Origin of the sequence: Kocuria turfanensis, from assembly GCF_001580365.1 — a bacterium.
GTDB classification, from domain to species: domain Bacteria; phylum Actinomycetota; class Actinomycetes; order Actinomycetales; family Micrococcaceae; genus Kocuria; species Kocuria turfanensis.
Window position 1 is genome coordinate 926,516 of sequence record NZ_CP014480.1, and the last position, 25,916, is coordinate 952,431.

A 25,916-nucleotide genomic window follows, 5' to 3' on the forward strand; every position below is an offset into this window, starting at 1 on the left:
GGCCTCCTGGTCAGGTGGGATGTCGGCCGGGCCCGCGGCCCGCCCGGTCCATTGTCGCCCACGACACCGATCATCAGTACACTGATGCACGAGACCTCCCCCACACGCCCCCGCCGCCGGACGGAGCCCAGGCACCGCATCCGGCGGCCACGACCGAAGGACGTGCACGATGGCACACGACACGACCCAGGACAGCCGGTCCAAGGAGCAGACCGCGCCCGACCCCGAGGACCCCCGCAAGCCGGACAGCCCGACGGAGATCACCAAGCCCGCATGGGGCTACGTCTTCAAGCGCGCCCTCTCCGAGTTCTCCAAGGACGACTGCACCGACCTCGCCGCGTCGCTGACGTACTTCGCGGTGCTCTCCCTCTTCCCCGCGCTGCTGGCGATCGTCTCCCTGCTCGGCGTGTTCGGGCAGGGCCAGGCGACCACCCAGGCGATCACCGGCTTCCTCGAGGGCGCCGCGCCGCCCGAGCTCGTCACCCTGCTCGAGGGGCCGATCAACAACCTGACCACGAGCACCGGCGCCGGGCTGGCCCTGGTCACCGGTATCGTCGGCGCCCTGTGGACCGCCTCCGGCTACACCGGGGCCTTCGGCCGGGCCATGAACCGGATCTACGAGGTCGAGGAGGGCCGGCCCGTCTGGAAGCTGCGGCCCATGAACATCCTCGTCACCCTCGTGCTCGTGCTCATCGTGGTGCTGATCATGCTCATGCTGCTGATCTCCGGCGGCATCGCCCAGTGGGTGGGTGACCTCATCGGGCTCGGCAGCACCGCCGTGACCGTGTGGAACATCGCCAAGTGGCCGGTCGTCGTGGTCCTGGCGGTCCTCCTCATCGCGGTGCTCTACTACTTCACCCCCAACGTGCGGCAGCCCAAGTTCCGCTGGATCAGCATGGGCTCCATCGTCGCGCTGCTCGTGGCCGCCCTGGCCGCGGCGGCCTTCACGTGGTACGTCACCAACTTCGCGTCCTACAACGCGACCTACGGCATCATCGGCTCGGTCATCATCCTCCTGCTCGGGCTGTGGATCATCAACAACGTGCTGCTGCTGGGCGCGGAGATCGACGCCGAGGTGGAGCGCGGCCGCCAGCTGCAGGGCGGGATCAAGGCCGAGGAGACCATCCAGCTCCCGCCGCGGGACACCCGTCAGGTCGAGAAGAAGGACAAGAAGGAGGACAAGCTCGTCGACCAGGGCCGCAAGCTGCGCCTGGAGCACGAGCACCTGGACTACTCCTCCGGCGACTCCGGGAACTCCCGCCAGGGCAGCTCGGCCTCCTGATCCGGAACACCGCACCGCAGAGCGCCAGCAGCTCCGCGGGCCCCGCAGCGGCGGCACCGTGGCTTCCAGCGCCACGGGGTCGCCGCTGCGGCGTTCCCGGGTGCACCGCGGCCCCGGTGCACCCGGGACGCCCTTCCCTAGACTGGGGAGCAGGGTTCCGGACCGGAACCGCCACGTCGTCCGCAGAAAGGACCATTCCCCATGCACGAGGTCAGAGGAGTCGTCGTCACGGCGAAGAACGCACCGGCCACCCTGGAGACGATCCTGGTGCCGGACCCGGGGCCCGGGGAGGCACTGGTCGACGTGCTCACCTGCGGGGTGTGCCAGACCGACCACCACTACAAGGTGGGGGCCGTGGGCGAGGACTTCCCCTACCTGCTGGGCCACGAGGCCGCCGGGATCGTCTCGGCCGTCGGCGAGGGGGTCACCGAGGTCGCCGTGGGCGACGCCGTGATCCTGAACTGGCGCGCGGTGTGCGGGGAGTGCCGGGCCTGCCGCAAGGGCCAGCCCTGGTACTGCTTCGCCACCCACAACGCCACCCAGAAGATGACCCTGGAGGACGGCACCCCGCTGTCCCCGGCCCTGGGCATCGGCGCGTTCGCCGAGAAGACCCTGGTGGCGGCCGGGCAGTGCACCAAGATCGAGGCCGAGCTCGAACCGCACCAGTACGCCGCGGTGGGCCTGCTCGGCTGCGGGGTGATGGCCGGGATCGGGGCGGTGCTCAACACCGGGGCCGTGCAGCGCGGGGAGTCCGTGGCCGTGATCGGCTGCGGCGGGGTCGGCACCGCCGCGGTGGCCGGGGCCGCCCTGGCCGGGGCGACCACGATCATCGCGGTGGACCTCGACGACGAGAAGCTCGCCACGGCGCAGCAGTTCGGAGCCACCCACACCGTCAACTCGCGGCAGCAGGACCCGGTGGAGGCGATCAAGGCGCTCACCGGCGGGTTCGGCGCGGACCTGGTGATCGACGCGGTGGGCATCGCGGTGACCTTCCAGCAGGCCTTCGAGGCCCGTGACCTGGCCGGGCGGATGGTCCTGGTGGGGGTCCCGGCCCCGGGGACGACCTGGGAGATCCCGCTGGACGAGGTGTTCGGCCGGGGCGGGTCGATCAAGTCCGCCTGGTACGGCGACACCCTGCCCTCGAGGGACTTCCCGATGCTGGTGGACCAGTACCGGCTGGGCCGGCTGGACCTGGACGGCTTCGTGTCCGAGCGGATCGGCATCGGCGAGGTGGAGCCGGCGTTCGAGAAGATGACCGCCGGCAAGGTCCTGCGCTCCGTCGTCGAGATCGCCCCGGCCCCGGGCACGGAGGCGGCCCGATGAGCGCCCCCGGCCCCACCCCCGGCTCCGCGTCCGGAGCGTCCGCACCCGATCCGGCCGCCCCGGCCGTCGACGGCGACGCCCTGCCCGACACCGGGCGCGCGCACCCCGACGACTCCGGGGCCGTGCCCGCACGCCCCGCCGCCGGGCAGGTGCGGGTGGAGCGGCTGGTCACCGCCGGCACGTTCTCCCTGGACGGCGGCACCTGGGAGGTCGAGAACAACGTGTGGCTCGTCGGCGACGACGACGCCTGCGTGGTGATCGACCCCGCCCACGACCCGCAGAAGGTCGTGGAGGCCGTGGCCGGGCGACGGGTCGTCGCGATCCTGCTCACGCACGCCCACGACGACCACATCCGGGCCGTGAAGGAGGTCGCCGGGCAGGTGGGGGCGGAGATCCACCTGCACCCGGAGGACACCGTGCTGTGGGAGCAGGTCTACCCGCACACTGCCTTCGACGCCGAGCTCGCGGACGGACAGGAGTTCACCGTCGGCGGCCTGACCCTCACGGTGCTGCACACCCCCGGCCACTCCCCCGGCTCGGTGTGCTTCTCCGCCCCGGCGCTGGACGGGTCCGGGGTCCTCTTCTCCGGGGACACCCTGTTCCAGGGCGGGCCCGGGGCCACGGGCCGCTCCTACAGCGACTTCGACACGATCATCGGGTCGATCCGCGAGCGGCTGCTCACCCTCCCGCCGGAGACCCAGGTGCTCACCGGGCACGGGGACCCCACCACGATCGGGGCCGAGGCCCCGCACCTGCAGGAGTGGATCGACCGCGGCCACTGAGCCGTCCGTCCCGCCGGGCCCGGTCACCGGACCCGGCGGGACTCACGCGTCGTCGAGGAGGGTGCGCCGCCACCGGTGGACGAAGCCCAGGGCCCCGGCGAGCAGCAGGGCCGCGGAGCCGACGGGCACCAGGGCCGCGGTGCGGTAGCCCCACGTCTCCCCGAACCACCCGGAGAGCACGAGGCCCACGGTCAGCCCCACGCTCATCGCCGCGGTCATCACCGTGGTGAGGGCCGTGACCCGGGAACTCGGCGCCACCAGCCGCGCGAGCTCGTAGACGGCCACCAGGCAGGGCCCGGTGGTCAGCCCGGCCACCGCCAGGGCGAGCACCATCCCCACGGAGTCGTCCGGGACCGTCAGCAGCATCGAGGCCAGCACCGCCCCCGACGCCGCCCCCACCCAGCGGTTCCACAGCCGCAGCTCCTCGGTGCGGGCGGAGGCGAACACCGCCGCGACCGCCGAGGTCAGCCCCGTGACCGCGTACAGCCAGGCCACCGAGACCACCGCGTCCACGGAGATCGCGAAGACGACCACGGAGCCCAGGATCGACCCCAGCAGGGCCCCCAGCGCCCCCATGCCCACCACCGGGAGCAGGCGCAGCTGCGCGGTCCGGCGGCGCCGGAGCCGGGCCGCCCGGGTGAGCCCGGCGGCGGCCGGGGCGCGGAAGCGGATGAGCCGGCGCGGCAGCCGCGCCGAGCAGTGCAGGAGGAACACGGTGGTGCCGGCCAGGGTGAGGGCCGCCGAGAGCGCCAGCACGGCGGCCGGCCCGAGCCTCACGGCCACGAGCCCGGTGACCACGGCGGCCAGGACGGTCGCCAGGGAGTCCATCACGCTCTCGTGGCGCAGCGCCGTGTCGAAGAGGTCCTGCCGGTCGTCCCGGCCGAGCAGAGACCACCAGCGCAGCCGGCAGACCACGCCCATCTGCGGCAGGACCAGTCCGGCGAGCAGGCACGGCAGGACCAGCCGGGCGGGGTCGGGCTCGGGGGCGGCGGAGGCCCCCGGCAGCAGCCGGACCAGCCACCAGACCGCCACCGGGTTCGCCAGCGTGAGCAGGACGAGGCCGAGCTGGCGCCCCCGCCAGGAGGCGGCCGCCCCCATGGCCAGGCCGCACACGGCCGAGCCGAGGGTCACGGCCCCGGCGCACAGCGTGCCGAGAGCCGGCGACCCGGAGATCAGGGCCACCGTGGTGAGCACGCCCAGCGGCACCATGGTCTGGGGCAGGCGCACCAGCAGGGTCAGCACCGGGTAGAGGGCGCCGCTCACGGCGGCGAGCTCGCGGGAGTCGGCCAGCGGCGAACGGCTGGCCATGCTGATCCCGCCGAGCGGTTCGGGGGCGCGCGTGCTGCTCACGAGGGTGGTCCGGTTCCTTCCGGTGGGCGCCGGGGCACGCACCAGCCTAGCCACGGCCCCGGACGATGACGGAAAGCGTCGGCCCCACGGACCGCGGGCCGCTCCCGGCGCCCCCGGCGCGGGCCGGAGGTGGCCGGGAGCGGCCCGCGCCGGGGCGGCCGGCCGCGTCCGCCGCTCAGGCCGACGGGTCCCGGTCTGCTCCGCGACGGACGGGATCCGCGGCGGGGCCCGGCACGGTGGCGTCCTGCACGGTGCTGTCCCGCACGGTGCCGTCCTGCACAGTGCTGTCCTGCACGGTGCCGTCCTGCACGGTGCTGTCGTGGGCGGTGCTGTCGTGGGCGGCGGCGTCCGTGGCCGCGCCGGCCCGCGGGCGCCGGAGGCCGGCTGCGCGGTGGGCGAGCCCGGCCACGAGGCCGCCGAGCAGCGGGGCCAGCCAGAAGAGCCACAGCTGCCCGAGGTGGGACGAGCCTGCGACCACGGCGGCGCCGGTGGAGCGGGCGGGGTTCAGCGAGCCGCCGTCGAACGGCGCGGTGACCGTCAGCAGGAAGGCCAGCGCCGCGGCCATCGCGACCGGGGCGAGCACGGCGTTGGCCCGGGGCGCGGTGGAGCCGAGCACCACGAGGGCGAGCAGGGCGGTGGCGACGAACTCGACCAGCAGGACCGTGGTCCAGCCCGCCTGCGAGGCGGAGTTCGCCCCGAAGCCGTTGGAGATCCCCCCGATCACCTGGGCGGTGGTGGAGGAGTCCAGCAGGGTCATCAGCACCGCCCACAGCACGCCCGCGGCGCTCAGCGCGCCCAGCACCTGGGCCACCACGTAGCCGATCGCGGAGCCCGGAGCGGTCCGGCCCGCGACCACGGCGGCCAGCGTCACGGCCGGGTTGAAGTGGCCGCCGGAGACGTGCCCGAAGGCCACGACCGCGGCGAGCAGGCCGAGGCCGAAGCCCAGCGCGGAGTCGATGACCTCGGTGGCGAACATGCCGGTGCCCAGCCCGGCGAAGACGAGCAGCGCCGTGCCCGCGAACTCCGCGGCCCACCGCGCCGGGGCGGAGGGGTCCTGCCCGGCGGCCGGCCCCGGGTCCTTGCGCGCGGCCGCGGGCACCGGGGCCGCCAGGCCCGTGGGCCCGGGGTCGCGCCGGCCGGCGAGGACGGCGTCGGCTTGGTGCTCGGGGTGGTGCTCGGGGCGATCCTCGGGCCGGGCACCGGGGAGGGTGCCGGCCAGGGTGGCGGTGGAAGTGCCTGCGCGGGCGCTGCCGTGGGCGGGTTCCTCGGCGCCGGGGCGCACGGGGGTCGTGCGGACGTTCTCGGTCATCGGGTGCTCCTGGGGGGTCGGGTCGACACGGACGGGGTGCCGTGGCGGTCGGGGCGGCGGACGCCCGTGCCATGGAACCACAGGCCACCTGAAAGCGCGGTGAGACACCGCGGTGCGGACCCGGACCGCGCTGCTGGGCGGCACGGCCCGACGGCAGGGCCCGACTACACTGACCGCATGCCTGGACCCCTCCTCCGCCCCGACGCCGGCCACGATCCCGCCCTGCCCGAGTACGCCGACTCCGTGCGCGCCGCCCTGCTGGGCGGGGCCCTGGGGGACGCCATCGGCTACCGGGCCGGCGCGGACGCCCCGGACGCCGAGCACCCGGGTGCCGACGGCGGCGCCGGGCGGCTGCTGGTCTCCGACGACACGCAGCTGACCCTCTACACGCTGGACGCCCTCCTGGAGGTCGTGGAGTGGGCCAACGACGGCCAGCCCGCCGACGAGACCGCCTGCCTGTGGCTGGCCTACCTGCGCTGGCTGCGCACCCAGGGGGTGCCCCACCCGTCCGAGGCACCACGGCCCCTGCCCCGCCGGCTCGACGAGCACGAGGTCCTGCACGCCGTCCGGGACCCGGCCGGCACGGTGCTGGAGGCCCTGCGGAGCGGACGGATGGGCGAGGTCGAGCGGCCGCTGCTGCCGGACGCCGAGGACGCCGCGGCCGTGCCGCGCTCCGCCCCCTTCGGCCTGCTGCCCCACGTGGGGTGGCGCACCCTCGCGCCGCTGGCGATCAACGGCGCGGCGCTGACCCACGGGCACCCCGAGGCGCAGACCGCCGCGGCGGTCTACGGCTTCACCGTCCACGCCGCCGTCCGGGCCCGCCGGGAGGGGACGGCACGGCCGGTCGCCGCCGCCGTCGCCGCCGCCCGCGAGACCGCGGCGCACCTCACCCGCCCGGTCGCCGAGACCCTCGCCCGGCTCGACGACGCCGTGCGCGCCGCCGGTGCGCAGGCCCCGGCCCCGGAGGCGCTGCCCGGCGGGCGCCCCGAGGTCCTCGCCGGGGAACCGACGGCGCCCGTGGTCCTGGCGGCCGGGCTCTGGGCGGCCCTGCGCGCCGAGGCCGAGGCCCCGGCGGCCGCGGACCCGCAGTCGGTGTTCCGCCGCGCGGTGGGCCTGGGCACGGCCTCCGGCGCCGCCCCGGACGCCACCGGATCGATCGCCGGCGCCGTCACGGGCGCGGCGCTGGGCACGGCCGCCCTGCCCCCGGAGTGGCTCGCCCTGCTGGACGCCCGGGACGCGGTGGCCGACTGCGCCGAGCGCTGGCTCAGGGAAGTCGGGGCGCCAGTCGTCTGACGCTCAGGCCGCAGCCGGCGAGCAGCGCCCCGACCGTGCCCGCCCCGGAGCGCCGGACGAGGTCCACCACGATCCCGGCGCAGGCCCGGGCGTCCTCGAGGGCGTCGTGGTGGCGCTCCAGGGGGACGCCGGCGGCCTCCGCCGCCCGCGGCAGCGCGTAGGAGGGCAGGTCGTAGCCGCGCCGGGCCAGCGCGAGGCTGCACGCGTACGCCAGCGGGGCGTGCCGGGTGCCCGTCTCCGCGCAGGCGGCGCGGATCACGCCCATGTCGAAGGCCGCGTTGTGCGCCACGACCAGCTCGTCGGCGTCGTCGGCGAGGATCCAGTCCTCGATCCGGGGCCACAGCTCGTCGAAGACCGGGTGGTCGGCGACGGTGCGCTCGGTGATCCCGTGGATGCGGACGTTGCCGGGGTCGAAGGAGGCGCGGGTGCGCGGGGGACGCATGTACGCGGAGCGCTCCTCCACCACCACCCCGCCGCGGACCCGGACCAGTCCCACCGCGCACGGCGAGCCGATGAAGCGGTTGGCGGTCTCGAAGTCGATCGCGGTGAAGTCGAGGGAGGACGGGGCCGGCGAGGGCCCGGCGCCGGTCGTCCCGGGAGCCGGGGCGGGGGACGGTGCGTCGGTGTCGGGGGAAGCGGGAAAAGGCACCGGAACAGCCTACTGCCCCGGCTCAGGCGTGGACGCCGCGCAGGTGGGTCTCGATCCACTCGTCCGCCCGGGCGATGGCCTGGTTGACCTGGGCGGTGTCGAGGTCGTGGTGCATGGCGTAGGCGATCGCCTGCAGCGGGAACGTGCGTGCGTGCAACCGGGCCCGCTCGTAGACCGACTCGGACACGGCGGACCGCAGGACGTCCCAGCCGTACCACAGCCCGAGGGAGGCTGCGTCGTGGGCGGGGTCGTAGAGACAGGCGTGGTCCCAGTCGATGATGCCGGTGAGCTCCTCCCCGTCCCAGAGCATGTTGTGCCCCATCAGGTCCCCGTGCACCAGGGAGGGGGTGACGGTGGGCAGCGCCGCGAGCTCGGCCACGGCCTGCAGGGCCGCCCCCTGGTTGCGGGGCAGCAGCCGCGGGATGACCTCGTCGAGGAGCACGTGCCGGCGGCGGTGCCCGCCCCAGTGCTGACCGGGCCGGTCCAGGTAGGCGGCGAAGCCGGAGGCGTCGACCTCCGCGAGCTCGGTCAGCACCCGGTGCAGCACGGCCGGGTCGCCGTACCCGGGCGGGTGCGGCACCCCGGGGAGCCAGGTCAGCCCCACCCCCGTGTAGCCGTTGGCGACCACCACGCCCGTCAGCGGACGCGGGATAGGGAAGGAGAAGCGGGGCAGCCGGCGCAGGACCTCCGTGCGCCGCTCCACCTGCTCGCAGACGGTGAGGTTCTTCGCGATCCGCACGGAGATGATGTGCCCCACGTTCACCACCACGTGCGCGGAGCCGCCGGCGTGGACCTCCCACTCGCTGCGCGCCACGCGGATCCCCGCCTCGGCCAGGACGGCCTCGACGGCGCCGGCGAAGGGGAGGTGCTGGAGCGACGACCAGGGCATGGGCTGTCTTCTCGGTCCGGGTGGGCTCAGCCGGGGACGGTGCCGGAGTCCGCGCCGAGCGCGGCCAGGAGGTGCGGGAGCAGGGCGCTCATGGCCCGGCCCCGGTGGCTGACGGCGTTCTTCTCGGCGCGGGTGAGCTGGGCGACGGACCGGTCCGAGCCCTCCGGCAGCAGGACGGGGTCGTAGCCGAAGCCGCCCTCCCCCACGGGCTCCCGCAGCAGCGTGCCGCGCAGCGTCCCGGTCTCCACGTGCTCCCGCCCGTCGGGGGTCGCCAGGGCCGCGGCGCACACGAACTCGGCGCCGCGGTGGGCGTCGGGGATGTCGGCGAGCTGGTCGAGCAGCAGCCGCAGGTTGGCGGCGTCGTCGCCGTGCCGGCCGGACCACCGCGCCGAGAAGATCCCGGGGGCGCCGTGCAGCACGTCCACGGCCAGCCCGGAGTCGTCGGCCACGGCGATCAGCCCCGTGGCGGCGGCCGCGGAGCGGGCCTTGAGCAGGGCATTGGCCGCGAAGGTGGTGCCGTCCTCGACGACGTCGGGGGCGCCCGCGGCGGCGGCGTCCACCACGAGCCGCTGCACGTCCGCCCCGGGCAGCGCGGCCGCGATCATCTCCCGCAGCTCGGTCAGCTTGCCGGGGTTGTGGGTGGCCAGCACCACACGGGCGCCGTCGTGCTCAGGCACCGTCGCCCTCCCGCAGCGTCTCCACCTGGATCTGGGTCAGCTGGGCGCAGCCGGCGAGCGCCAGGTCCAGCAGGGCGTCGAGCTCGGCGCGGTCGAACGGGGCGCCCTCGGCGGTGCCCTGCACCTCCACGAAGTCGCCGGAGCCGGTGACGACCACGTTCATGTCGGTCTCGGCCCGCACGTCCTCCACGTAGGGGAGGTCGAGCATCGGCACCCCGTCGATGATCCCGACGGACACGGCGGCGACGGTGTCGGTCAGCGGCTGGGCGCGCCGGGCGATCAGCCCCTCGGCGCGCGCCCAGTTCACCGCCTCGGCCAGCGCCACGTACGCCCCGGTGATCGCGGCGGTGCGGGTCCCGCCGTCGGCCTGGAGGACGTCGCAGTCGAGGACCACGGTGTTCTCTCCCAGGGCGGACAGGTCGATGACCGAGCGCAGGGACCGGCCGATGAGCCGGGAGATCTCGTGGGTGCGCCCGCCGATCTTGCCCTTGACGGACTCCCGGGCGGAGCGGGTGGAGGTGGCGCGCGGGAGCATGGCGTACTCGGCGGTCACCCAGCCGCGCCCCTCCCCCTTCAGCCAGCGCGGAACGCCCTCCGTCACGGAGGCCGTGCACAGCACCCGGGTGCTGCCGAACTCGATGAGCGCGGAGCCCTCCGCCTGCTGGGACCAGCCGCGGGTGATGGTGATGGGCCGCAGCTCGTCGGGTGAGCGGCCGTCCGCCCGGGTCGCCCCCGGGGTCGAGGAGGCCGGGGCGGTCGTGTCGACGGGGGTTTCCATGGGCCCCACCTTACTCCTCGGTCCGGGCCGGGACGCCCCGTCCGCGGCGCCGGGGGTCACGGACCGACGGCGGCGGCGGGGCGGCCGCTGCTGTGCCGGACGATGCGGTAGGTGTAGGCCGGCTCGGCCAGGCCGATGGGGCCCTCGAAGACCTCCTCGGCCTCCTCCACCGCGCGCGTCGGCGAGTTCCAGACGGGCAGGTGGGTCAGCAGCAGCTTGCGCGCCCCGGCATCCCGGGCCGCCTCGCCGGCGCGCCGGCCGGTGAGGTGGATGCCGCGCAGGGCGTCGTCGCGGCCCTCGTGGTAGGCGGCCTCGCAGAGGAACACGTCGGCGTCGTGCGCGGCGCGCACCAGCCCCGCGCAGGCGTCCGTGTCCCCGGAGTAGGTCAGCGTGCTGGGCCCCATCACCCCGTCGTAGTCCAGGCGCAGGGCGTAGGGCTCGGGGATGGGGTGCTCCACCAGGTAGGGCGTGACCGTGAACGGCCCGATCCGCACGGGCTGCTCGGGCACCCAGGAGTGGAAGTCGAACTCCCCGTGCATGCCCGGGTCCAGCGGCAGGCCGTGGGTGTTGCTGAGGTAGTCGTGGATCCCGGTGGGCCCCCACAGCGGGATCCGGGCCCCGCCCCAGCCCCGCGGGTCCCACTTGACGGCCACGTGCAGCCCGGCGAGATCGATGCAGTGGTCCGGGTGCAGGTGGCTGACCAGCACGGCGTCGATGTCGTGCAGGTCCAGGTGCCGCTGGAGCACGCCCAGGGCGCCGTTGCCCATGTCCAGCAGGATCCGCCAGACCCGGCCGTCGGCGTCCTCGCCGCTGACCAGGTAGCAGGAGGCCGGGGAGTCCGGACCCGCGAAGGATCCGGTGCATCCGATGATGGTGAGTTTCATGGGCGAGAGCCTTCCAGGGGAACCGGTGGGACGGCGGCCGCACCGGCCGCTGGGCTTCAGGGGCCGGAGGGGCCGGCGCCCCCGATCATCTCCGGGGTGATCCGGGCGAGCGAGCCCGTGGGGAACTGCTCCGCCACGGAGCTGGTGTGCCGCACGCGCGCCACCTCCGGGCCGAGGAAGCGCCGGGCGAGGACCTCGAAGGACGCCGCGTCCCCGGTGGCGAGGAACTCGTGCCGGGCCGATCCGCCCGGCGCCCCCGGTTCGCGCTCGAGCCCGTGGCTGACGAGCGCCCGGTAGACGTCCTGGGCGGTCTCCTCCGCGCTGGAGACCAGGGTGACGGTGTCGCCCATGACGTAGGAGATCACGCCGGTGAGCAGCGGGTAGTGGGTGCAGCCCAGCACGACCGTGTCCACGCCCGCGTCCTTGAGCGGGCCGAGATAGCCCTGCGCCGTCGCGAGCAGCCCGGGGCCGGTGGTGACCCCCGCCTCCACGTAGTCGACGAACGCCGGGCAGGCCACCGAGTCGATCCGCAGGTGCGGGGCGGCGGCGAAGGTGTCGTCGTAGGCGCGCGAGCCCACGGTGGCCTCGGTGCCGATCACGCCGATCCGGCCGTTGCGGGTCGAGGCCACCGCGCGGCGCACCGCCGGCTGGATCACCTCGACCACCGGGATGCCGTAGACCCGGGTGTAGCGCTCCCGGGCGTCGCGCAGCACCGCGGCCGAGGCCGTGTTGCAGGCGATCACCAGCAGCTTCACCCCGGAGTCGACGAGCTCGTCCATGATCCGCAGGGCGTGCGCCCGCACCTGGGCGATCGGCAGGGGCCCGTAGGGCCCGTGCGCGGTGTCGCCCACGTAGACGATCTCCTCGTGCGGGAGCTGGTCGATGATGGCGCGGGCCACGGTGAGCCCGCCCACCCCGGAGTCGAACACGCCGATGGGTGAGCCGGGATTGGGGCCGCGCGCGGCCCGGCCGCCGGGCCCGAAGACGTCGTCATCCTGCATATCGTCAAGAGCGTAGTCCCGGGCGTGCCGCCGCCCCAAACCCCACGGCGGCCGCGGCGGTGTGATCACGGTCACCCGCACCCTCTCGCGGGGGCGCCCCGCACGCTCCGCCGCTGGTCAGTCCCGGGTCAGTGACGGGGCAGGTCGTGCAGCAGCGCCTCCATGAGGGTCTCCTGCAGCCACGAGACGAAGTTGTACAGCAGCGACATGTACGCCTCGACGTCCTCGATCGTGGACCAGTCGTCGTAGCGGCCGACCCGTTCGGCGTCCTCCTGGCTGCGGATCTCCAGCCGGTCGGCCAGCACCAGCCGGACGTCGTTGAGCGCCTGCCCGAAGGCCTGGGCCTGCTCGGGGTCCAGGCGCACGGGCTGGGCCTCCAGGGCCAGGGCGGCCTGCTTGAGCGCGCCCATCTTGGTCTCCCGCAGCCCCCGCTCCGTGTACCGGCGGAACTCCGCGGCTCGCTCCGGGTCGGGGCTGGCGTCGGGCAGCAGCCGCCGCAGCGCGGAGTCCTCCGGGGCGGAGGCGTCCGCGGACACTCCCAGCATCCGCTCCAGCGGGTCCTGCGCGGCCGGCTCCTGGGGGGCCAGGGTCTGCGCCACGTCCGCGAAGAGCTTCTGCAGCAGCTCCTTCTCCGCGTCCTCGAACCGGGCGGTGATGCCCTTGCGGGTCGACCGGAATCCCTGTGCCACTCAGCGTCCCCCCGCCTGCTCGAAGGTGGCCCACAGCCCGAAGCCGTGCATGGCCGCCGTGTGGGTCTCGGCCTCCTCCAGGGAGCCGCTGGCCACGACGGAGCGCCCGTGGTGGTGGACCTCCAGCATCAGGGACCGCGCCTTGTCCTCCGGGTAGCCGAAGTAGGAGCGGAACACGTACGTCACGTAGCTCATGAGGTTGACCGGGTCGTCCCAGACGACCACGTTCCAGGGGCGCTCGGTCGCCGAGGACACCGACGTCTCCCCGGTGGTCCGGGTGCCGGTCTCCGGGGAAACGGTGGCCGCGGCGCGGACGGCGGCGGGGAGGGTGCAGTGCATGGTCCGTCCATCGTAGCGAGTCCCGGAGGCCGGGCGCACCGGCGGCGTCGCTAGAGTGGTGCCCGTGAACCAGCGCAGCCACCCGTGGACCCCGCCGCCCACGTCCCTGATGACCGACCACTACGAGCTGACCATGCTGCAGGCGGCCCTGCACTCGGGCACCGCGCACCGGCGCAGCGTGTTCGAGGTGTTCGCCCGGCGCCTGCCGGCCGGGCGCCGCTACGGCGTGGTGGCCGGCACCGGCCGCCTGCTGGAGGGCCTGGAGAGCTTCTGCTTCGACGACGAGCAGCTGAGCTTCCTCGCCGCCACCGGCGTGGTGAACCGCTCCACCCTGGACTACCTGGCCGGGTTTCGGTTCACGGGCTCGATCTCCGGCTACGCCGAGGGCGAGGCCTACTTCCCCTCCTCGCCGCTGCTCGTGGTGGAGGCGACGTTCGCGGAGGCGTGCGTCCTGGAGACCTACTTCCTGTCCGTGCTCAACTACGACAGCGCCGTGGCCTCGGCCGCCTCCCGCATGGTCGGCGCGGCGGCGGGCCGCCCGTGCATCGAGATGGGCTCGCGCCGGGCCCACGAGGAGGCCGCCGTCGCGGCGGCGCGCGCGGCGGTGATCGGCGGCTTCGACTCGACGTCCAACCTCGAGGCCGGCCACCGCTACGGGCTCCGGACCGTGGGCACCGCCGCCCACTCCTTCACCCTCCTGCACGACAGCGAGGAGGACGCCTTCCGCGCCCAGCTGGGGTCGATGGGCCGCGGCACCACGCTGCTCGTGGACACCTACGACGTGGAGGCGGCCGTGCGCAAGGCCGTGCAGCTCGCCGGGCCCGAGCTGGGCGGGGTGCGCCTGGACTCCGGGGACCTCGTCACCCAGGCCTCGTGGGTCCGCGGCCTGCTCGACGAGCTCGGCAACCCGGACACCCGGATCACCGTCACCTCCGACCTCGACGAGTACGCGATCGCGGCGCTCAACGCCGCCCCGGTCGACGCCTTCGGCGTGGGCACCCGCGTGGTCACCGGCTCCGGCGCCCCGACCTCCTCCATGGTCTACAAGCTCGTGGCCCGGGAGGACTCCTCCGGGACGCTGCAGCCCGTGGCCAAGGCCGCCGTGGGCAAGGCCTCCCTCGGCGGGCGCAAGTACGCGCTGCGCCGCCGCGACGAGCGGGGCACCGCCACCCACGAGATGGTCGGGGTCGGCCGGTCCCCGCTCGACGACGGCGACGACCGGCCCCTGCTCGAGGACTTCGTCCGCGACGGGCAGCTGCTCGACGGCTGGACCGGTCCGGCCGGCGTGGAGCGGGCGCGGACCCGGCACAGCGCCTCGATGGCCGAGCTCCCCCGCTCCGCCCGGCGGCTGAGCGAGGGCGACCCCGTGATCCCCACCGTCGTCGAACCGGAGGCGGCCGCCTGAGCCCCCGGGCCCGCCCGACCCCACCCCACCGACCCGCACCGACCCGGCCCGAGCCCATCCCGCCGGAGCCGGCCGACTAGAGGAGGAGCACCATGAGGACCGCACTGATCGTCGTCGACGTGCAGAACGACTTCTGCGAGGGCGGGGCGCTCCCCGTGACCGGCGGCGCGGAGGTGGCCGCCGCCGTGTCGGAGCACCTCGAGAACCACCACGGGGAGTACGCCGCCGTCGCCGCGACCCAGGACTGGCACATCGACCCGGGGGCGCACTTCTCCGACGAGCCCGACTACGTGCACTCCTGGCCCGTGCACTGCGTGGCCGAGTCGGCCGGCGCGCACTCGCACCCGGACCTGGACACCGACTGGATCCAGGCGTGGTTCCGCAAGGGCGAGCACGACGCCGCCTACTCCGGCTTCGAGGGCCTGCTCGCCCCGGACGCGGACGTGCCGATGGGCGACGACGAGGACGTCGACGACGAGCCCGACGTCAGCCTGGACGACTGGCTGCGCGAGCACGAGATCGAGGCCGTGGACATCGTGGGCCTGGCCACCGACCACTGCGTGCGGGCCACCGCCCTGGACGCCGTCGAGGCCGGCTACGACACCCGGGTGCTGGTCGGGCTCACCGCCGGTGTCGCCGAGGACTCCACCGCCCGCGCCCTGCAGGAGATGGCCGACGCGGGCGTCGAGATCGTCCGCCCCTGACCCCTGCTGTTCTCCCCGCGAGGTCGCGGCTGTCGGCGGCCGAGGGCGCCCCGGTGGCCGGCAGCCGCGACCTCGCGGGGATGAGAGGTGGGGTTATTTGCGGCCGATGAACCAGTCCTGGAGCTTCTTCACCCGGGCCTGCAGCTGCTCCTCGTTGGCCTGCGCCACCGGCGGGCCCCCGCAGACCCGGCGCAGCTCGTTGTGCACCATGCCGTGCGGGGTGCCCGTGCGCGACGCCCAGGCCGAGACGTTCTTGGACAGGGTGGAGCGCAGCTCCTTGAGCCGCCGGTGGTCGGGCACCGCCGGCGCCTCCGGTGCCCGGGCCGTGCCCGAGCGGCGACGGGCGTGCTGGGACTGCCGCTCCCGCAGCAGCGCCGAGACCTGGTCCGCCTCGAGCAGCCCGGGGATGCCCAGGAAGTCGGCCTCCTCCTCGGAGCCCACGGCCACGCCGCCGCCGAAGGCGCCGCCGTCGAAGAGCACGCCGTGGAAGGACGCGTCGGAGCCGATGGCCTCGAAGCGGCCCTGGGCGAGGGTCGAGGACGCCTTCTCCTCGCGGTTGGCCTCCTCGAGCAGGTCGTCGTCCCAGCCCTCCTCCATCGGGTCGGCGGGCAGGCCGGTCTCCGCGGCCGCCGGCTTGTCGAGGGCGTGGTCCCGCTCGGCCTCCATCTCGTTGGCCAGCTGCATCAGCGCGGGCACGGACGGCAGGAACACGGACGCCGTCTCCCCGCGCTTGCGGGCGCGCACGAAGCGGCCGACGGCCTGGGCGAAGAACAGCGGGGTGGAGGTGGACGTCGCGTAGACGCCCACGGCCAGGCGCGGGACGTCCACGCCCTCCGAGACCATGCGCACGGCGACCATCCAGCGGCTGTCCCCGGCGGAGAACTCGTCGATCCGGTCCGAGGCGCCCTTGTCGTCGGAGAGCACCACGGTGGGGTTCTCCCCGGTGATCCGGCGCAGCTGGGCGGCATAGGCCTTGGCGTCCTGGTGGTCGGTCGCGATGACCAGCGCCCCGGCGTCGGGCACGGTGCGCCGCACCTCGGTGAGCCGCTGGTCGGCGGCCTGCAGCACCGAGGGGATCCACTGCCCCTGGGGGTCCAGCGCGGTGCGCCAGGCCTGTGAGGTGATGTCCTTGGTGAAGCCCTCGCCGAGCTCCGCGGCCATCTCCTCCCCCGCGCTCGTGCGCCAGCGCATCTGCCCCGAGTAGGCGAGGAAGATCACCGGTCGCACCACGTGGTCCTTGAGGGCGTCCCCGTAGCCGTAGGTGTAGTCCGCGCTGGAGCGGCGGATGCCGTCCCCGTCCTCCACGTAGCGCACGAAGGGGATCGGGGCGGTGTCCGAGCGGAACGGGGTGCCGGTCAGCGCGAGCCGGCGCACGGCCGGGTCGAAGGCCTCCTGCAGTCCGTCGCCCCAGGTCAGCGAGTCCCCGGCGTGGTGGATCTCGTCCATGATCACCAGGGTGCGGCCGGCCTCGGTGCGGGCGCGGTGGAGCAGCGGCTTCATGGCCACCTGCGAGTACGTCACCGCGGCGCCCAGGTAGTCCCGGCCGTGGGAGCCGTCCGAGTTCTTGAAGTTCGGGTCGATCGCCAGCCCCACCCGGGCGGCGGCGTCCGCCCACTGCCGCTTCAGGTGGTCGGTGGGGGTCACCACCGTGATGCGGTTGACGGTGCCGCGGTCGAAGAGCTCCTTGGCCACCCGCAGCGCGAAGGTCGTCTTGCCGGCCCCGGGGGTCGCCACGGCCATGAAGTCCTGGGGCTGGGCCTCGAAGTAGCGCTGCAGCGCCTCCGCCTGCCAGGCGCGCAGCTTGGGGGCCGTCCCCCACGCGGCGCGGTCCGGATAGGCCGGGGGGAGATCGGCGGCAGCGGCGCCGAACAAGGACAGCTGGTCGTCCTGGGACACGGGGGCGACGTCCTTTCGCTCGTGGTGCCGCGGCCCGGCACGGGCGCGGCGGGTGGGAGGGGCGCGGCGGCGGGCCACGCAAAAGCGCCCGCCGGCGGCGGGCGCTTCGTCGGAAGAGCCGTGCTCAGCCCTGGTCGTCGCCGCTGTCGTTGCTCGGGCGCAGGCCCTCGTAGATCTCCTTGCAGGTGGGGCACACGGGGAACCGCTGCGGGTCCCGCCCCGGCACCCAGACCTTGCCGCACAGCGCGATCACGGGCTCGCCGGAGAGGGCGGACTCCATGATCTTCTCCTTGCGCACGTAGTGCGCGAAGCGCTCGTGGTCACCGGGCTCCTGGAGCTCCCGGGTCTCCTCGCGCTCGATGGTCGTGGTGCCGCCCGCCGGCTGCGCCGGATCGGTGCCGTAGGGGCTGTCGTCCAGCCCGCTGGTCGGGGTGCCGGTGGTGGAGGCTGGGAAGGAGTGCATGGGCGCCAGTTTACCCCGTCGCCGTCGCCGGGCGTGCGACCCGGCGCAGGCTCAGCGGAACCGGGCCACCTCCTGGAGCAGCTCCGGGGCCCGCCGGTCGTACCAGCGCCCGCCCACGACGACGCCGAGCGCGCACAGCAGCGGGCCCAGCACCAGCCCGGCGGCCAGCGCCGCCCAGCCCCACCCGGCGCTCCCTCCGGCGGCGTGCACCAGCAGGGGCACGGCCGCGGGCAGCGTGAGGACCAGCATGAGGGCCAGGGCAACGAACTGCACGAGCACGTTGAGCACCGTGAACCCCTCCGGGGTCTTCAGCGGGGAGGAGCCCGGCGGGGCCACCGGATAGGTGTAGCGGGCCGACATCACCGAGGCCAGGCCGCACCCGCCGAGCAGCGCCAGCACCGTGGTGCCCAGCAGCCCCGGCAGCAGGTGCCAGCGGCCCTCCACCGCCAGGGGCAGCAGCAGCCCGAGTGCCGCGAGCGGCGCCGCGACCACCAGCAGGGCGAGCACCCGCCCCGCGCGGTCGTGCACGCCGCGCAGCCCCGTCAGCAGGTGCAGGTGGACGGCGGTGTTGTCCGAGGAGACGTCGGCGGAGATCGTGTAGGCCATCAGCGCGGCCACCATGGGCCCCAGGGCGTGGAACAGGACGTTGGGCCCGCCGGGGTCGCGGGTCAGCCACAGCAGCACGGCGATCGCCGGGATCACGAGCAGACCCGCCGAGTAGCGCGGGTCGCGGACCCAGTAGATCAGGCAGCGGGCCGCGACGGCGGCCCAGGGGCGGGACGGCAGCCGGTCGAGGAGCCCGGCGCCGTCGCTCCCGCCGGCCGCCGCGGCCCGCTCCCCGGCCGTGCTGGTGAGGGCACGCTGCTGGGCGACCCGCCAGAGCAGCACGAGGGCGAGCACGGTCAGCGCGGCCACGCCCAGCCGCGCGGCGGCCGCGGCCCACCGGCCGGCGGCCGCGTCGGCGGGCAGGGCCCAGACGGCGCCCAGCGGTGTCCAGGCCAGGGTCGCGGCGTACTCCGGGAGCCGCTCCCACACGAGCTCCAGCCCGCTCACCGCCCCGGCGAACAGGGGGCCGAGGAAGACCAGGCCCATGAGCGCGACCACCGACAGCAGCTCGGTGAGCCGGCGCCGGCGGCTCAGCCCGATCGCGAGCGCCGTGACGCAGCGGGATCCCGTGAACAGCAGCGCGAGGGCCAGGGGCAGACAGACGAGGGCGGTGAGCACGGCCGCGGCCGAGGACCGCCAGGCGAGCACGGACCCGGCCAGCGCGAGCGCCGTCAGGGCCCCGGGGACCCCGACGAGGGCGCCGAGGGCCTGCCCCCACTGGACCTGGCCGACCGTGAGCGGGAACAGGGCCAGCCGGGCCGGGTCCAGGGTCGCGTCGGCGCGGGAGGCGAGGACGGGCACCAGCCACCAGGCCAGGGTCGCCGCGGACCCGGCCAGGACCAGCACGGTCCGCACGAGGGACAGCTCCTCCCGGCCGAGCAGGAACAGCCCCACGAGCGAGGTGACCAGCAGGAACAGGAAGTAGGCCGCGCCCACGACGGTGCCCACGAGCACCCAGGTGCTGCGGGTGAGGGTGTTGAGCAGGATCCTCGCCTTGAGCCCCACGAGGTGGCGGACCGGCAGCGCCGCACCGGCGCGGCCGGGCACGGGCCCGTGCGGGGCGGGCGCGAGGCCGGGGCTCACTCCGGGCGCAGCCACGAGAGCTCCTCCCCCGTCTCCCGGCGGCCGCCGACGAGCTCCACGAAACGGTCCTCCAGGGATGCTCCGGCCCGCACCTCGTCGACCGTGCCCGCGGCGAGCACCCGGCCGCGGTCCATGACCGCCACGTGGTCGCACATCCGCTGCACCAGGTCCATGACGTGGCTGGAGACCACCACGGTGCCGCCCGCGGCCACGAAACCGTGCAGGATCCCGCGGATGTTGGCCGCCGAGACGGGGTCCACCGACTCGAACGGCTCGTCGAGCACGAGCAGGCTCGGGGCGTGCACGAGGGCGCCCGCCAGGGCGATCTTCTTGGTCATGCCCGCGGAGTAGTCCTGCACCTGGGTGCCGGCGTCGCCCAGCAGGTCCATGGCCCGCAGGAGGTCCTCGGCGCGCTCGGCCACGACCTCGCGGTCCATCCCGCGCAGCAGGCCCGAGTAGGTCACCAGCTGCCGGCCCGTGAGCCGGTCGAACAGGTGCACGCCGTCGGGCAGAACGCCCATCAGCTGCTTCGCCCGCCGGGGCTCGGCCCACACGTCCACCCCGGCGACCCGGACCGTCCCCGCCGTGGGGCGCAGCAGACCGGTGGCCATGGACAGCATGGTGGTCTTGCCGGCGCCGTTGCGGCCGACGAGGCCGAAGAAGGACCCGCGCGGCACGTCGAGGTCGACCCGGTCCACGGCGACCTTGGCGTCCGGGGTCCCGGGCCGGCCGAAGACCCGGACCAGCCCGCGCACGCTCAGCGCGGGCTGCCCGCCGGGCGGCGGGGCGGACCGGTCCGGCGCCGCGGACGGGACCGGGGCGGGGGGAAGGGGCGGCTGGTGGCTCATGCCACCAGCGTAGGCAGGCCGGGTCCGGGCCGCCTCCGGCGCGCGACGGATCCCGCCGACCCGCTCCGCGACCGGGCTCCCCCGGGCGGCGGAGCCCTGCCCCGGAAGCCCGGACCCGCAACCCGGCGGCGGAACCCGGCCTCAGCACGCGGCGGCGGAGCCCGGCCTCAGCACCGGCTGACGGGGATCGGGCCTCAGAAGAGGGCGCGCATCAGGGAGCCCCGGGCCGTGACCACCCGGGGGTCCTCGGCGCCGACCACGTCGAAGAGCTCCAGCAGGCGCCGGCGCACGGTGTCGCGGTCCTCCCCCGCGGTGCGGCGCACGAGGTCCAGCAGCCGCCGGAAGGCGTCCTCGACGTGCCCGCCCGAGACGTCGAGGTCGGCCACCGCCAGCTGCGCCGCGACGTCGTCCGGGGCGGCGGCGGCCTCGGCGCGCACCGTGGCGGCGTCCAGCGGCAGCACCCGCTGGAGGAGGTGGACCTGGGCGAGGGCGAGCTTGGCGTCCCGGTCCCCCGGGTTCTCGGCGATGGCCCTGCGGTAGGCGGCCTCGGCGGCGTCGAGGTCCCCCGCCTCGAGGGCGTCCGCCGCCTCCTGGTGCAGTGGGGGCAGCGGCTCGGGCTCGTCGGCGCGCACGGGCTCCACGGTGCCCGAGATCCCGTTCTGCTCGGCCAGGCCCAGCAGCTCGTCCAGGAGCTGGGCCGCCTGCTCGGCCGGGACGGTGGAGTTGAACAGCGGCACGGGGCGCCCGCCCAGCAGGGCCACGACGGTCGGCACGGACTGCGCCTGGAACATCTGCGCGATCTCCGGGGACGCCTCGGCGTCCACGGAGGCCAGCAGCATCCGGCCGCGGTAGCGGTCGACGACCTGCTCGAGGGTGTCGGCGAAGGCCACGGACTGCTGGCTGAAGCGCGCCCACAGGGCGAAGACGACCGGGACCTGCGTGGAGAGCTGGGCGACCTCCTGGAAGTCCGCGGTGCTCACCTCGCGGCGGTAGCCCCCGGCGGCGCCCTCCCCGGGGTAGCCCGCGGGCGCGGCGGCCGGTGCGGGCGCCGCCCCCAGGTCCACGGCCCCCCGTACGGAGGCGGGCAGGGCCGGCTCGGGCTGCGGGGCGGGCTCTGCGGCGCTGCGCGGCTGCTGGTGCGGGAACTCGTTCACAAGCGTCTCCTGGGGAACTCGGCGGTGGCCCCGGCCGGGCCGGTGGGAGCCGGGCGGATCCGGGGTGGCGGCGCGGCGGGCGCCGCGGGTCTACCGTCGATTATCGACGGCGGACCGCGGCTCGGCCACCGGCGCGGGCCGGTGTACGCTTCCGGCGTGACCGGGGCCCGGCCGGACGACGGCGCAGACGGGTCCGCGGCGCCGCCGACCGCACTGGAGCAGCCATGACGCCACCCGACCCCGGGCCCGCGCAGGAGGCCGGGCAACCCCGCCCGGAGCCGGCCCGCGCGCGCCGCGCCGGGGCCGTGGACCGCTTCCTGCGCCCCCTGCCCGGGGCGCGGCCGCGCCGCCGCTTCGAGGTGCCGCCCGAGCGCGGGGAGCGCCCCGCGCGGCCGCCGCAGCCGCCGGGGCTGCTGCGCCCCGTGCAGACCGGGTTCCTGCTGGCGGTCGGGGTGGGCCTGGCGCTGCTCGGCTGGTGGGTGCTGGCGAACGTCGGGCCGCTGGTCGGCTGGGTCGTCACGGCCACGTTCCTCGCCCTCGGTCTCGAGCCCCTCGTGAGGTGGCTCGAGGCGCGGTCGGTGCCGCGCCCGGGGGCGGTGGCGCTCGTGGTGCTGGGCCTGGCCGGGGCGCTGGCCGCACTGATCGCCCTCGTGGTCCCCCGGATCGTGGCCGAGGCCGCCCAGCTGGCCGAGCGGGCGCCCCGGCTCGTCGACGGGCTCCTCGCCTCGCGCAGCTTCGCGGAGCTGGACTCCCGGTTCCGGATCCGCGACTCCACCGAGCAGTGGCTGCAGGGCCTGGGCGGGCGGATCGGGGCCGACAGCGAGCTGCTGGGCGGGCTCTTCGGCGGGGTCGTGGGCCTGGGCTCGGTGGTGCTCAACGCCGTGGCGGGGACCCTGATCGTGCTCGCCCTGACCCTGTACTTCCTGGCCTCCCTGCCGCTGATGACCCAGTGGGCCTACCGGCTCGCCCCGGCCTCCCGCCGCGCCCGCGTCCAGGAGCTGGGCGACCGGATGCTGCGCGGGGTCGGCAACTACGTGGTGGGCCAGACCTGCGTGGCCCTGCTCAACGCCGCGGTGGCGCTGACCCTCATGCTGCTCACCGGGGTGCCGTTCGCGGCGCTGCTGTCCCTGGTCGTGGCGCTGCTCGCCTTCGTCCCCCTGGTGGGCGGGGTGCTGGCCGGGATCCTCGTCTCCCTCGTGGCCGTGACCGCCGGCTGGGGGACGGCCGTGCCCTACGCGATCGGCTACTTCGCCTACCTGCAGGTGGAGGCCTACTTCGTCTCGCCGCGGATCATGCGCCGGGCCGTGGCCGTGCCGGGCGCCATCGCGGTCATCGCCGTGGCCGCCGGCGGGGCGCTGTGGGGGGTGCTCGGCGCGCTCATCGCCATCCCCACGGCCGCGGCGGGCCTCATCCTCGTGCGGGAGGTGTTCGTCCCGCGCCAGGACGACCGCTGAGGCCCTGGGCGGTGCTCAGCTGGACGGTGCTCAGCGGCGCGTCCGCCAGCAGCGCTCGTGCCAGTGCCGCCGGTCCTCGAAGGCGCTCCGCGCGCCCAGGAGGGAGTCCTGCTGCCAGACGACGAGGTGGGCGATCCCCGGCGGGATGGACCGGCCGCACCCGGGGCAGACGTAGGTCTTCACCGCGTTGGCCGGACGGACGTGGCGGACCATCCAGTCGCCGTCGGGGGCGCGCTCCACCGTGGGCGCCGGCTCCAGGACCCGCTCCACCGACCAGGGCTCCCGCGCCGCGGCGCGCTGCCACTTGCTGGCGCGGGCACCGGTGGCCGGGCCGCCGGCCCGGCGGCCTCGCGAGGAGTGGTTGGAGCGGGGCACGGCGACATCCTCTCACACGGCCCCCGGCGCGGGGCGTCCCCGGGGTTGGTTAGGCTGGTCCCCGTGCGTCTCGTCATTGCCGATTGCTCCGTCGACTATGAAGGGCGTCTGCGCGCCCACCTGCCCGCCGCCCGCCGTCTGCTCCTCGTGAAGGCCGACGGCTCCGTGCTCGTGCACTCGGACGGGGGCAGCTACAAGCCCCTGAACTGGATGAGCCCGCCGGCCCGGCTGCACGTGGGCGAGCCGGAGGCCGAGCTCGCGGCCGAGGGCGTCGTGCAGACCTGGACGGTGCAGGCGGCCAAGAGCGACGACCGCCTGGTCATCCAGCTCTTCGAGATCCACGAGGACGTCTCGCACGAGCTGGGCGTGGACCCCGGTCTGGTGAAGGACGGGGTCGAGGCCGACCTGCAGCGCCTGCTCGCCGAGCAGATCCACCTGCTCGGGGCCGGGCACACGCTCGTGCGGCGGGAGTACCCCACCGCGATCGGGCCGGTGGACATCCTCGCCCGCGACGCGGCGGGGGCGACCGTGGCGGTGGAGCTCAAGCGCCGCGGGGACATCGACGGTGTGGAGCAGCTCACCCGCTACCTGGAGCTGCTCAACCGCGACCCCCTGCTGGCGCCCGTGCGCGGGGTGTACGCCGCGCAGCTGATCAAGCCCCAGGCCCGGGTGCTCGCCGAGGACCGCGGCATCGCCTGCCTCACCCTCGACTACGACGGCATGCGCGGGGTGGACGACAGCGACGCGCGGCTGTTCTGAGCCCGGCGGCCCGTCACGCGGTGAGCGAACACCCCGGCGGCGCGGATGGTCAGCAGGCGAACAACGTTGACCGTCCCCGGGGGATGTGTGAAGCTGAACATGTTCTTCGTTCCATGTTTTGCATGCTCGCAGAACGGGTAAGCGAGCGTGACGTTCGACCCGGATCCCGACTCCGGCCCCGCGGGGCCGGCACGACGGTCCTCGGCTCATCTCGTCCTACCGCCCTCCCGTGCACGACCTGTGCACACGTTTCGCACCATCTCGCAAGGAGAGATTTCATGGCCCAGGGCACCGTCAAGTGGTTCAACGCCGAGAAGGGCTTCGGCTTCATCACCCCCGACGACTCCGACTCGGACGTCTTCGTCCACTACTCCGAGATCCAGTCGGGCGGCTTCCGCACCCTCGAGGAGAACCAGCGCGTCGAGTTCGAGATCGGCCAGGGCCAGAAGGGCCCGCAGGCCACCGGCGTCACGCTCATCTGATCCGCTTTCCGCGCACCGGCTGAGCAGGAGCCCCGCACCCGTCCCGGGTGCGGGGCTCCTCCGTTGCCGGCCGGCGGCTCAGGACGCGGCGCCGGCCAGGTGCCGCTCGACGGCGGCCCCGGCCGCCGCCAGCTGCTCCACGAAGTGCTCGTAGCCGCGGTCGACGTGCTCCACGCCGTGCACGTCGGTGGTGCCCACCGCGGCCATCCCGGCGATCACCAGGGCCGCGCCCGCCCGGATGTCCTTCGCCTCCACGGGCGCCCCGGAGAGCACGGGCACCCCGGCGACGAGGGCGTGGTGGCCGTCGAGCCGCACGCTGGCCCCCAGGCGCTCCAGCTCCGCGGTGAAGCCCCAGCGGGCCTCGAAGACGTTCTCGGTGACCATGCCCGAGCCCTCGGCGACCGCGTTGAGGGCGACCACGAACGGCTGGAGGTCGGTGGGGAACCCCGGGTACGGCAGGGTGGAGACGTTGATCGCCCGGGGCCGCTGCGGCCCGGCCACCACCAGGCAGCCGTCCTGCGTGTCCACGCGGCACCCGGCCGCGCGCAGCTTGTCGAGCACCACGGCCAGGTGGCCCGGTTCCGCCCCCTCGATCCGCACGGTCCCCCCGGTCACGGCGGCGGCGAAGGCCCACGTGCCGGCGACGATGCGGTCCGGCACCGTCCGGTGCGCCACCGGGTGCAGGGAGGCGACCCCGGTCACCGTCACGGTGCTCGTGCCCAGGCCCTCGATCCGGGCGCCCATGCCCTGCAGCATCCGCCCGATGTCCACGATCTCCGGCTCCCGCGCGGCGTTGTCGATCACGGTGGTGCCCTCGGCCAGCGTCGCGGCCATCATCAGGTTCTCGGTGGCCCCCACCGAGGGGTAGTCCAGCCGGAAGGGCGTCCCGCGCAGGGCCTGCGGGACGGAGGCCACCAGGTAGCCGCGCTCGATCTGCAGCACCGCCCCCATCGCCTCGAGCCCCGCCCGGTGCATGTCCAGGCCCCGGGCGCCGATCGCGTCCCCGCCGGGCAGGGCCACCTCGGCGACCCGGCAGCGGGCGACCAGCGGGCCCAGCACGGAGATCGACGCGCGCATGGCCCGGACCAGGTCGTAGTCCGCCTGGTGGTGCAGCGCGGCCGGGACGTCGATCCGCACGGTCTTGGCGACCCGGTCGTAGGCCACCGCGCAGCCCAGGCGGCGCAGCAGCTCCGCCATGATGGTCACGTCGTGGATCTCCGGCACGTTGGTGATCGTGGACTCGCCCTCGGCCAGCAGCGCCGCGGCCATGAGCTTCAGGACGCTGTTCTTCGCCCCGGAGACGCGCAGCGTGCCCCCGACCGCGGTCGGTCCGTGCACGACGATCTTCTCTTCCATCCACTCTCCTGGGCGGTCTCGGCCGGGTGCCCGCCGGGCCCCGGGTACGGCCGCGGCCTCCGCACCGGTGGTGCGGAGGCCGCGAC

General features: G+C 75.2%; 26 protein-coding genes. 9 read left to right on the top strand and 17 right to left on the bottom strand.

Features of this window, described 5'->3' with window-relative positions:
• The first annotated feature begins 169 nt into the window (after positions 1–169).
• The 3 genes from AYX06_RS04265 (at position 170) to AYX06_RS04275 (ending at position 3,387) form a co-directional block, all read left to right on the top strand.
• The gene (locus AYX06_RS04265; protein WP_062734736.1) at positions 170–1,282 is read left to right on the top strand and encodes a YihY/virulence factor BrkB family protein; all 1,113 of its coding nucleotides are present in this window, start codon (positions 170–172) and stop codon (positions 1,280–1,282) included.
• Between the two features lie 201 nt (positions 1,283–1,483).
• Positions 1,484–2,605, top strand: coding sequence for an S-(hydroxymethyl)mycothiol dehydrogenase (locus AYX06_RS04270; protein WP_062734737.1), 1,122 nt, complete (start codon positions 1,484–1,486; stop codon positions 2,603–2,605).
• Complete coding sequence (locus AYX06_RS04275; RefSeq protein ID WP_084271441.1) at positions 2,602–3,387, top strand: MBL fold metallo-hydrolase; 786 nt, start codon at positions 2,602–2,604, stop codon at positions 3,385–3,387. Before AYX06_RS04270 ends, AYX06_RS04275 begins: the two co-directional genes overlap by 4 nt.
• Positions 3,388–3,429: 42 nt before the next feature.
• Here AYX06_RS04275 and AYX06_RS04280 read toward each other — a convergent pair whose 3' ends face one another.
• Both AYX06_RS04280 and AYX06_RS04285 read right to left on the bottom strand, forming a co-directional pair.
• A complete protein-coding gene (locus AYX06_RS04280) occupies positions 3,430–4,737 on the bottom strand; it encodes a hypothetical protein (protein ID WP_062734738.1) in 1,308 nt (435 codons plus the stop codon).
• A gap of 175 nt (positions 4,738–4,912) precedes the next feature.
• On the bottom strand, positions 4,913–6,046 hold the full coding sequence (locus AYX06_RS04285) for an MIP/aquaporin family protein (protein WP_062734739.1): 1,134 nt from the start codon (positions 6,044–6,046) through the stop codon (positions 4,913–4,915).
• 177 nt (positions 6,047–6,223) lie between these two features.
• On the opposite strand from AYX06_RS04285, the gene AYX06_RS04290 reads away from it, so the two are divergent.
• Positions 6,224–7,339 carry an ADP-ribosylglycohydrolase family protein gene (locus AYX06_RS04290; protein WP_062734740.1) on the top strand — a complete coding sequence of 372 codons (1,116 nt, stop codon included), beginning with the start codon at positions 6,224–6,226 and terminating at the stop codon, positions 7,337–7,339.
• Here AYX06_RS04290 and AYX06_RS04295 read toward each other — a convergent pair.
• The 8 genes from AYX06_RS04295 to clpS all read right to left on the bottom strand — a co-directional run bounded on the left by AYX06_RS04295 (position 7,311) and on the right by clpS (position 13,245).
• A complete protein-coding gene (locus tag AYX06_RS04295) occupies positions 7,311–7,988 on the bottom strand; it encodes an exonuclease domain-containing protein (protein WP_084271442.1) in 678 nt (225 codons plus the stop codon). The two genes, AYX06_RS04290 and AYX06_RS04295, sit on opposite strands and share 29 nt — an antisense overlap.
• A 22-nt stretch (positions 7,989–8,010) precedes the next feature.
• Positions 8,011–8,877 (bottom strand): phosphotransferase family protein, encoded by an 867-nt coding sequence (locus AYX06_RS04300; RefSeq protein ID WP_062734741.1) that lies wholly within the window; start codon positions 8,875–8,877, stop codon positions 8,011–8,013.
• Positions 8,878–8,903: 26 nt separating this feature from the next.
• A complete protein-coding gene (gene rdgB / locus AYX06_RS04305; RefSeq protein ID WP_062734742.1) occupies positions 8,904–9,554 on the bottom strand; it encodes an RdgB/HAM1 family non-canonical purine NTP pyrophosphatase in 651 nt (216 codons plus the stop codon).
• Positions 9,547–10,332 carry a ribonuclease PH gene (gene rph, locus AYX06_RS04310; RefSeq protein WP_062734743.1) on the bottom strand — a complete coding sequence of 262 codons (786 nt, stop codon included), beginning with the start codon at positions 10,330–10,332 and terminating at the stop codon, positions 9,547–9,549. The genes rdgB and rph overlap by 8 nt, the downstream gene beginning before the upstream one ends.
• A gap of 56 nt (positions 10,333–10,388) precedes the next feature.
• Positions 10,389–11,216, bottom strand: a complete 828-nt coding sequence (locus AYX06_RS04315) for an MBL fold metallo-hydrolase (protein ID WP_062734744.1) — start codon at positions 11,214–11,216, stop codon at positions 10,389–10,391.
• A gap of 56 nt (positions 11,217–11,272) precedes the next feature.
• Positions 11,273–12,217, bottom strand: coding sequence for a glutamate racemase (gene murI, locus AYX06_RS04320; RefSeq protein ID WP_062734745.1), 945 nt, complete (start codon positions 12,215–12,217; stop codon positions 11,273–11,275).
• A gap of 128 nt (positions 12,218–12,345) precedes the next feature.
• A complete protein-coding gene (locus AYX06_RS04325) occupies positions 12,346–12,906 on the bottom strand; it encodes a DUF2017 domain-containing protein (RefSeq protein WP_062734746.1) in 561 nt (186 codons plus the stop codon).
• The gene (gene clpS, locus AYX06_RS04330) at positions 12,907–13,245 is read right to left on the bottom strand and encodes an ATP-dependent Clp protease adapter ClpS (RefSeq protein WP_062734747.1); all 339 of its coding nucleotides are present in this window, start codon (positions 13,243–13,245) and stop codon (positions 12,907–12,909) included.
• Between the two features lie 55 nt (positions 13,246–13,300).
• On the opposite strand from clpS, the gene AYX06_RS04335 reads away from it, so the two are divergent.
• Entirely contained in the window at positions 13,301–14,650 is a 1,350-nt protein-coding gene (locus tag AYX06_RS04335; RefSeq protein ID WP_371860046.1) for a nicotinate phosphoribosyltransferase, read from the top strand.
• A gap of 92 nt (positions 14,651–14,742) precedes the next feature.
• Entirely contained in the window at positions 14,743–15,354 is a 612-nt protein-coding gene (locus AYX06_RS04340) for an isochorismatase family protein (protein ID WP_062734748.1), read from the top strand.
• 93 nt (positions 15,355–15,447) lie between these two features.
• Here the strand turns inward: AYX06_RS04340 and AYX06_RS04345 are convergent, their stop codons facing one another.
• The 5 genes from AYX06_RS04345 to AYX06_RS04365 form a co-directional block, all read right to left on the bottom strand.
• The gene (locus tag AYX06_RS04345) at positions 15,448–17,250 is read right to left on the bottom strand and encodes a DEAD/DEAH box helicase (protein WP_062734749.1); all 1,803 of its coding nucleotides are present in this window, start codon (positions 17,248–17,250) and stop codon (positions 15,448–15,450) included.
• Between the two features lie 124 nt (positions 17,251–17,374).
• Positions 17,375–17,713 carry a DUF3039 domain-containing protein gene (locus tag AYX06_RS04350; protein ID WP_084271443.1) on the bottom strand — a complete coding sequence of 113 codons (339 nt, stop codon included), beginning with the start codon at positions 17,711–17,713 and terminating at the stop codon, positions 17,375–17,377.
• Positions 17,714–17,764: 51 nt separating this feature from the next.
• Complete coding sequence (locus tag AYX06_RS04355; protein ID WP_198161415.1) at positions 17,765–19,417, bottom strand: hypothetical protein; 1,653 nt, start codon at positions 19,415–19,417, stop codon at positions 17,765–17,767.
• Positions 19,399–20,250 carry an ABC transporter ATP-binding protein gene (locus AYX06_RS04360; RefSeq protein ID WP_062734751.1) on the bottom strand — a complete coding sequence of 284 codons (852 nt, stop codon included), beginning with the start codon at positions 20,248–20,250 and terminating at the stop codon, positions 19,399–19,401. The genes AYX06_RS04355 and AYX06_RS04360 overlap by 19 nt, the downstream gene beginning before the upstream one ends.
• A gap of 194 nt (positions 20,251–20,444) precedes the next feature.
• Positions 20,445–21,404 (bottom strand): tetratricopeptide repeat protein, encoded by a 960-nt coding sequence (locus AYX06_RS04365; RefSeq protein ID WP_062734752.1) that lies wholly within the window; start codon positions 21,402–21,404, stop codon positions 20,445–20,447.
• Between the two features lie 224 nt (positions 21,405–21,628).
• Here AYX06_RS04365 and AYX06_RS04370 point away from each other — a divergent pair, with 224 nt between their 5' ends.
• Positions 21,629–22,858 (top strand): AI-2E family transporter, encoded by a 1,230-nt coding sequence (locus AYX06_RS04370; protein ID WP_062734753.1) that lies wholly within the window; start codon positions 21,629–21,631, stop codon positions 22,856–22,858.
• Between the two features lie 30 nt (positions 22,859–22,888).
• Here AYX06_RS04370 and AYX06_RS04375 read toward each other — a convergent pair whose 3' ends face one another.
• A complete protein-coding gene (locus AYX06_RS04375; RefSeq protein WP_062734754.1) occupies positions 22,889–23,233 on the bottom strand; it encodes a hypothetical protein in 345 nt (114 codons plus the stop codon).
• A 63-nt stretch (positions 23,234–23,296) separates the two neighbouring features.
• Here AYX06_RS04375 and nucS point away from each other — a divergent pair, with 63 nt between their 5' ends.
• Both nucS and AYX06_RS04385 read left to right on the top strand, forming a co-directional pair.
• On the top strand, positions 23,297–23,992 hold the full coding sequence (nucS, locus tag AYX06_RS04380; protein ID WP_062734755.1) for an endonuclease NucS: 696 nt from the start codon (positions 23,297–23,299) through the stop codon (positions 23,990–23,992).
• Between the two features lie 278 nt (positions 23,993–24,270).
• On the top strand, positions 24,271–24,474 hold the full coding sequence (locus AYX06_RS04385; RefSeq protein WP_017833253.1) for a cold-shock protein: 204 nt from the start codon (positions 24,271–24,273) through the stop codon (positions 24,472–24,474).
• A gap of 78 nt (positions 24,475–24,552) precedes the next feature.
• Here the strand turns inward: AYX06_RS04385 and murA are convergent, their stop codons facing one another.
• Positions 24,553–25,830: a UDP-N-acetylglucosamine 1-carboxyvinyltransferase gene (murA, locus tag AYX06_RS04390; RefSeq protein ID WP_062734756.1), complete on the bottom strand. Its 1,278-nt coding sequence runs from the start codon at positions 25,828–25,830 to the stop codon at positions 24,553–24,555.
• Positions 25,831–25,916: the final 86 nt, after the last annotated feature.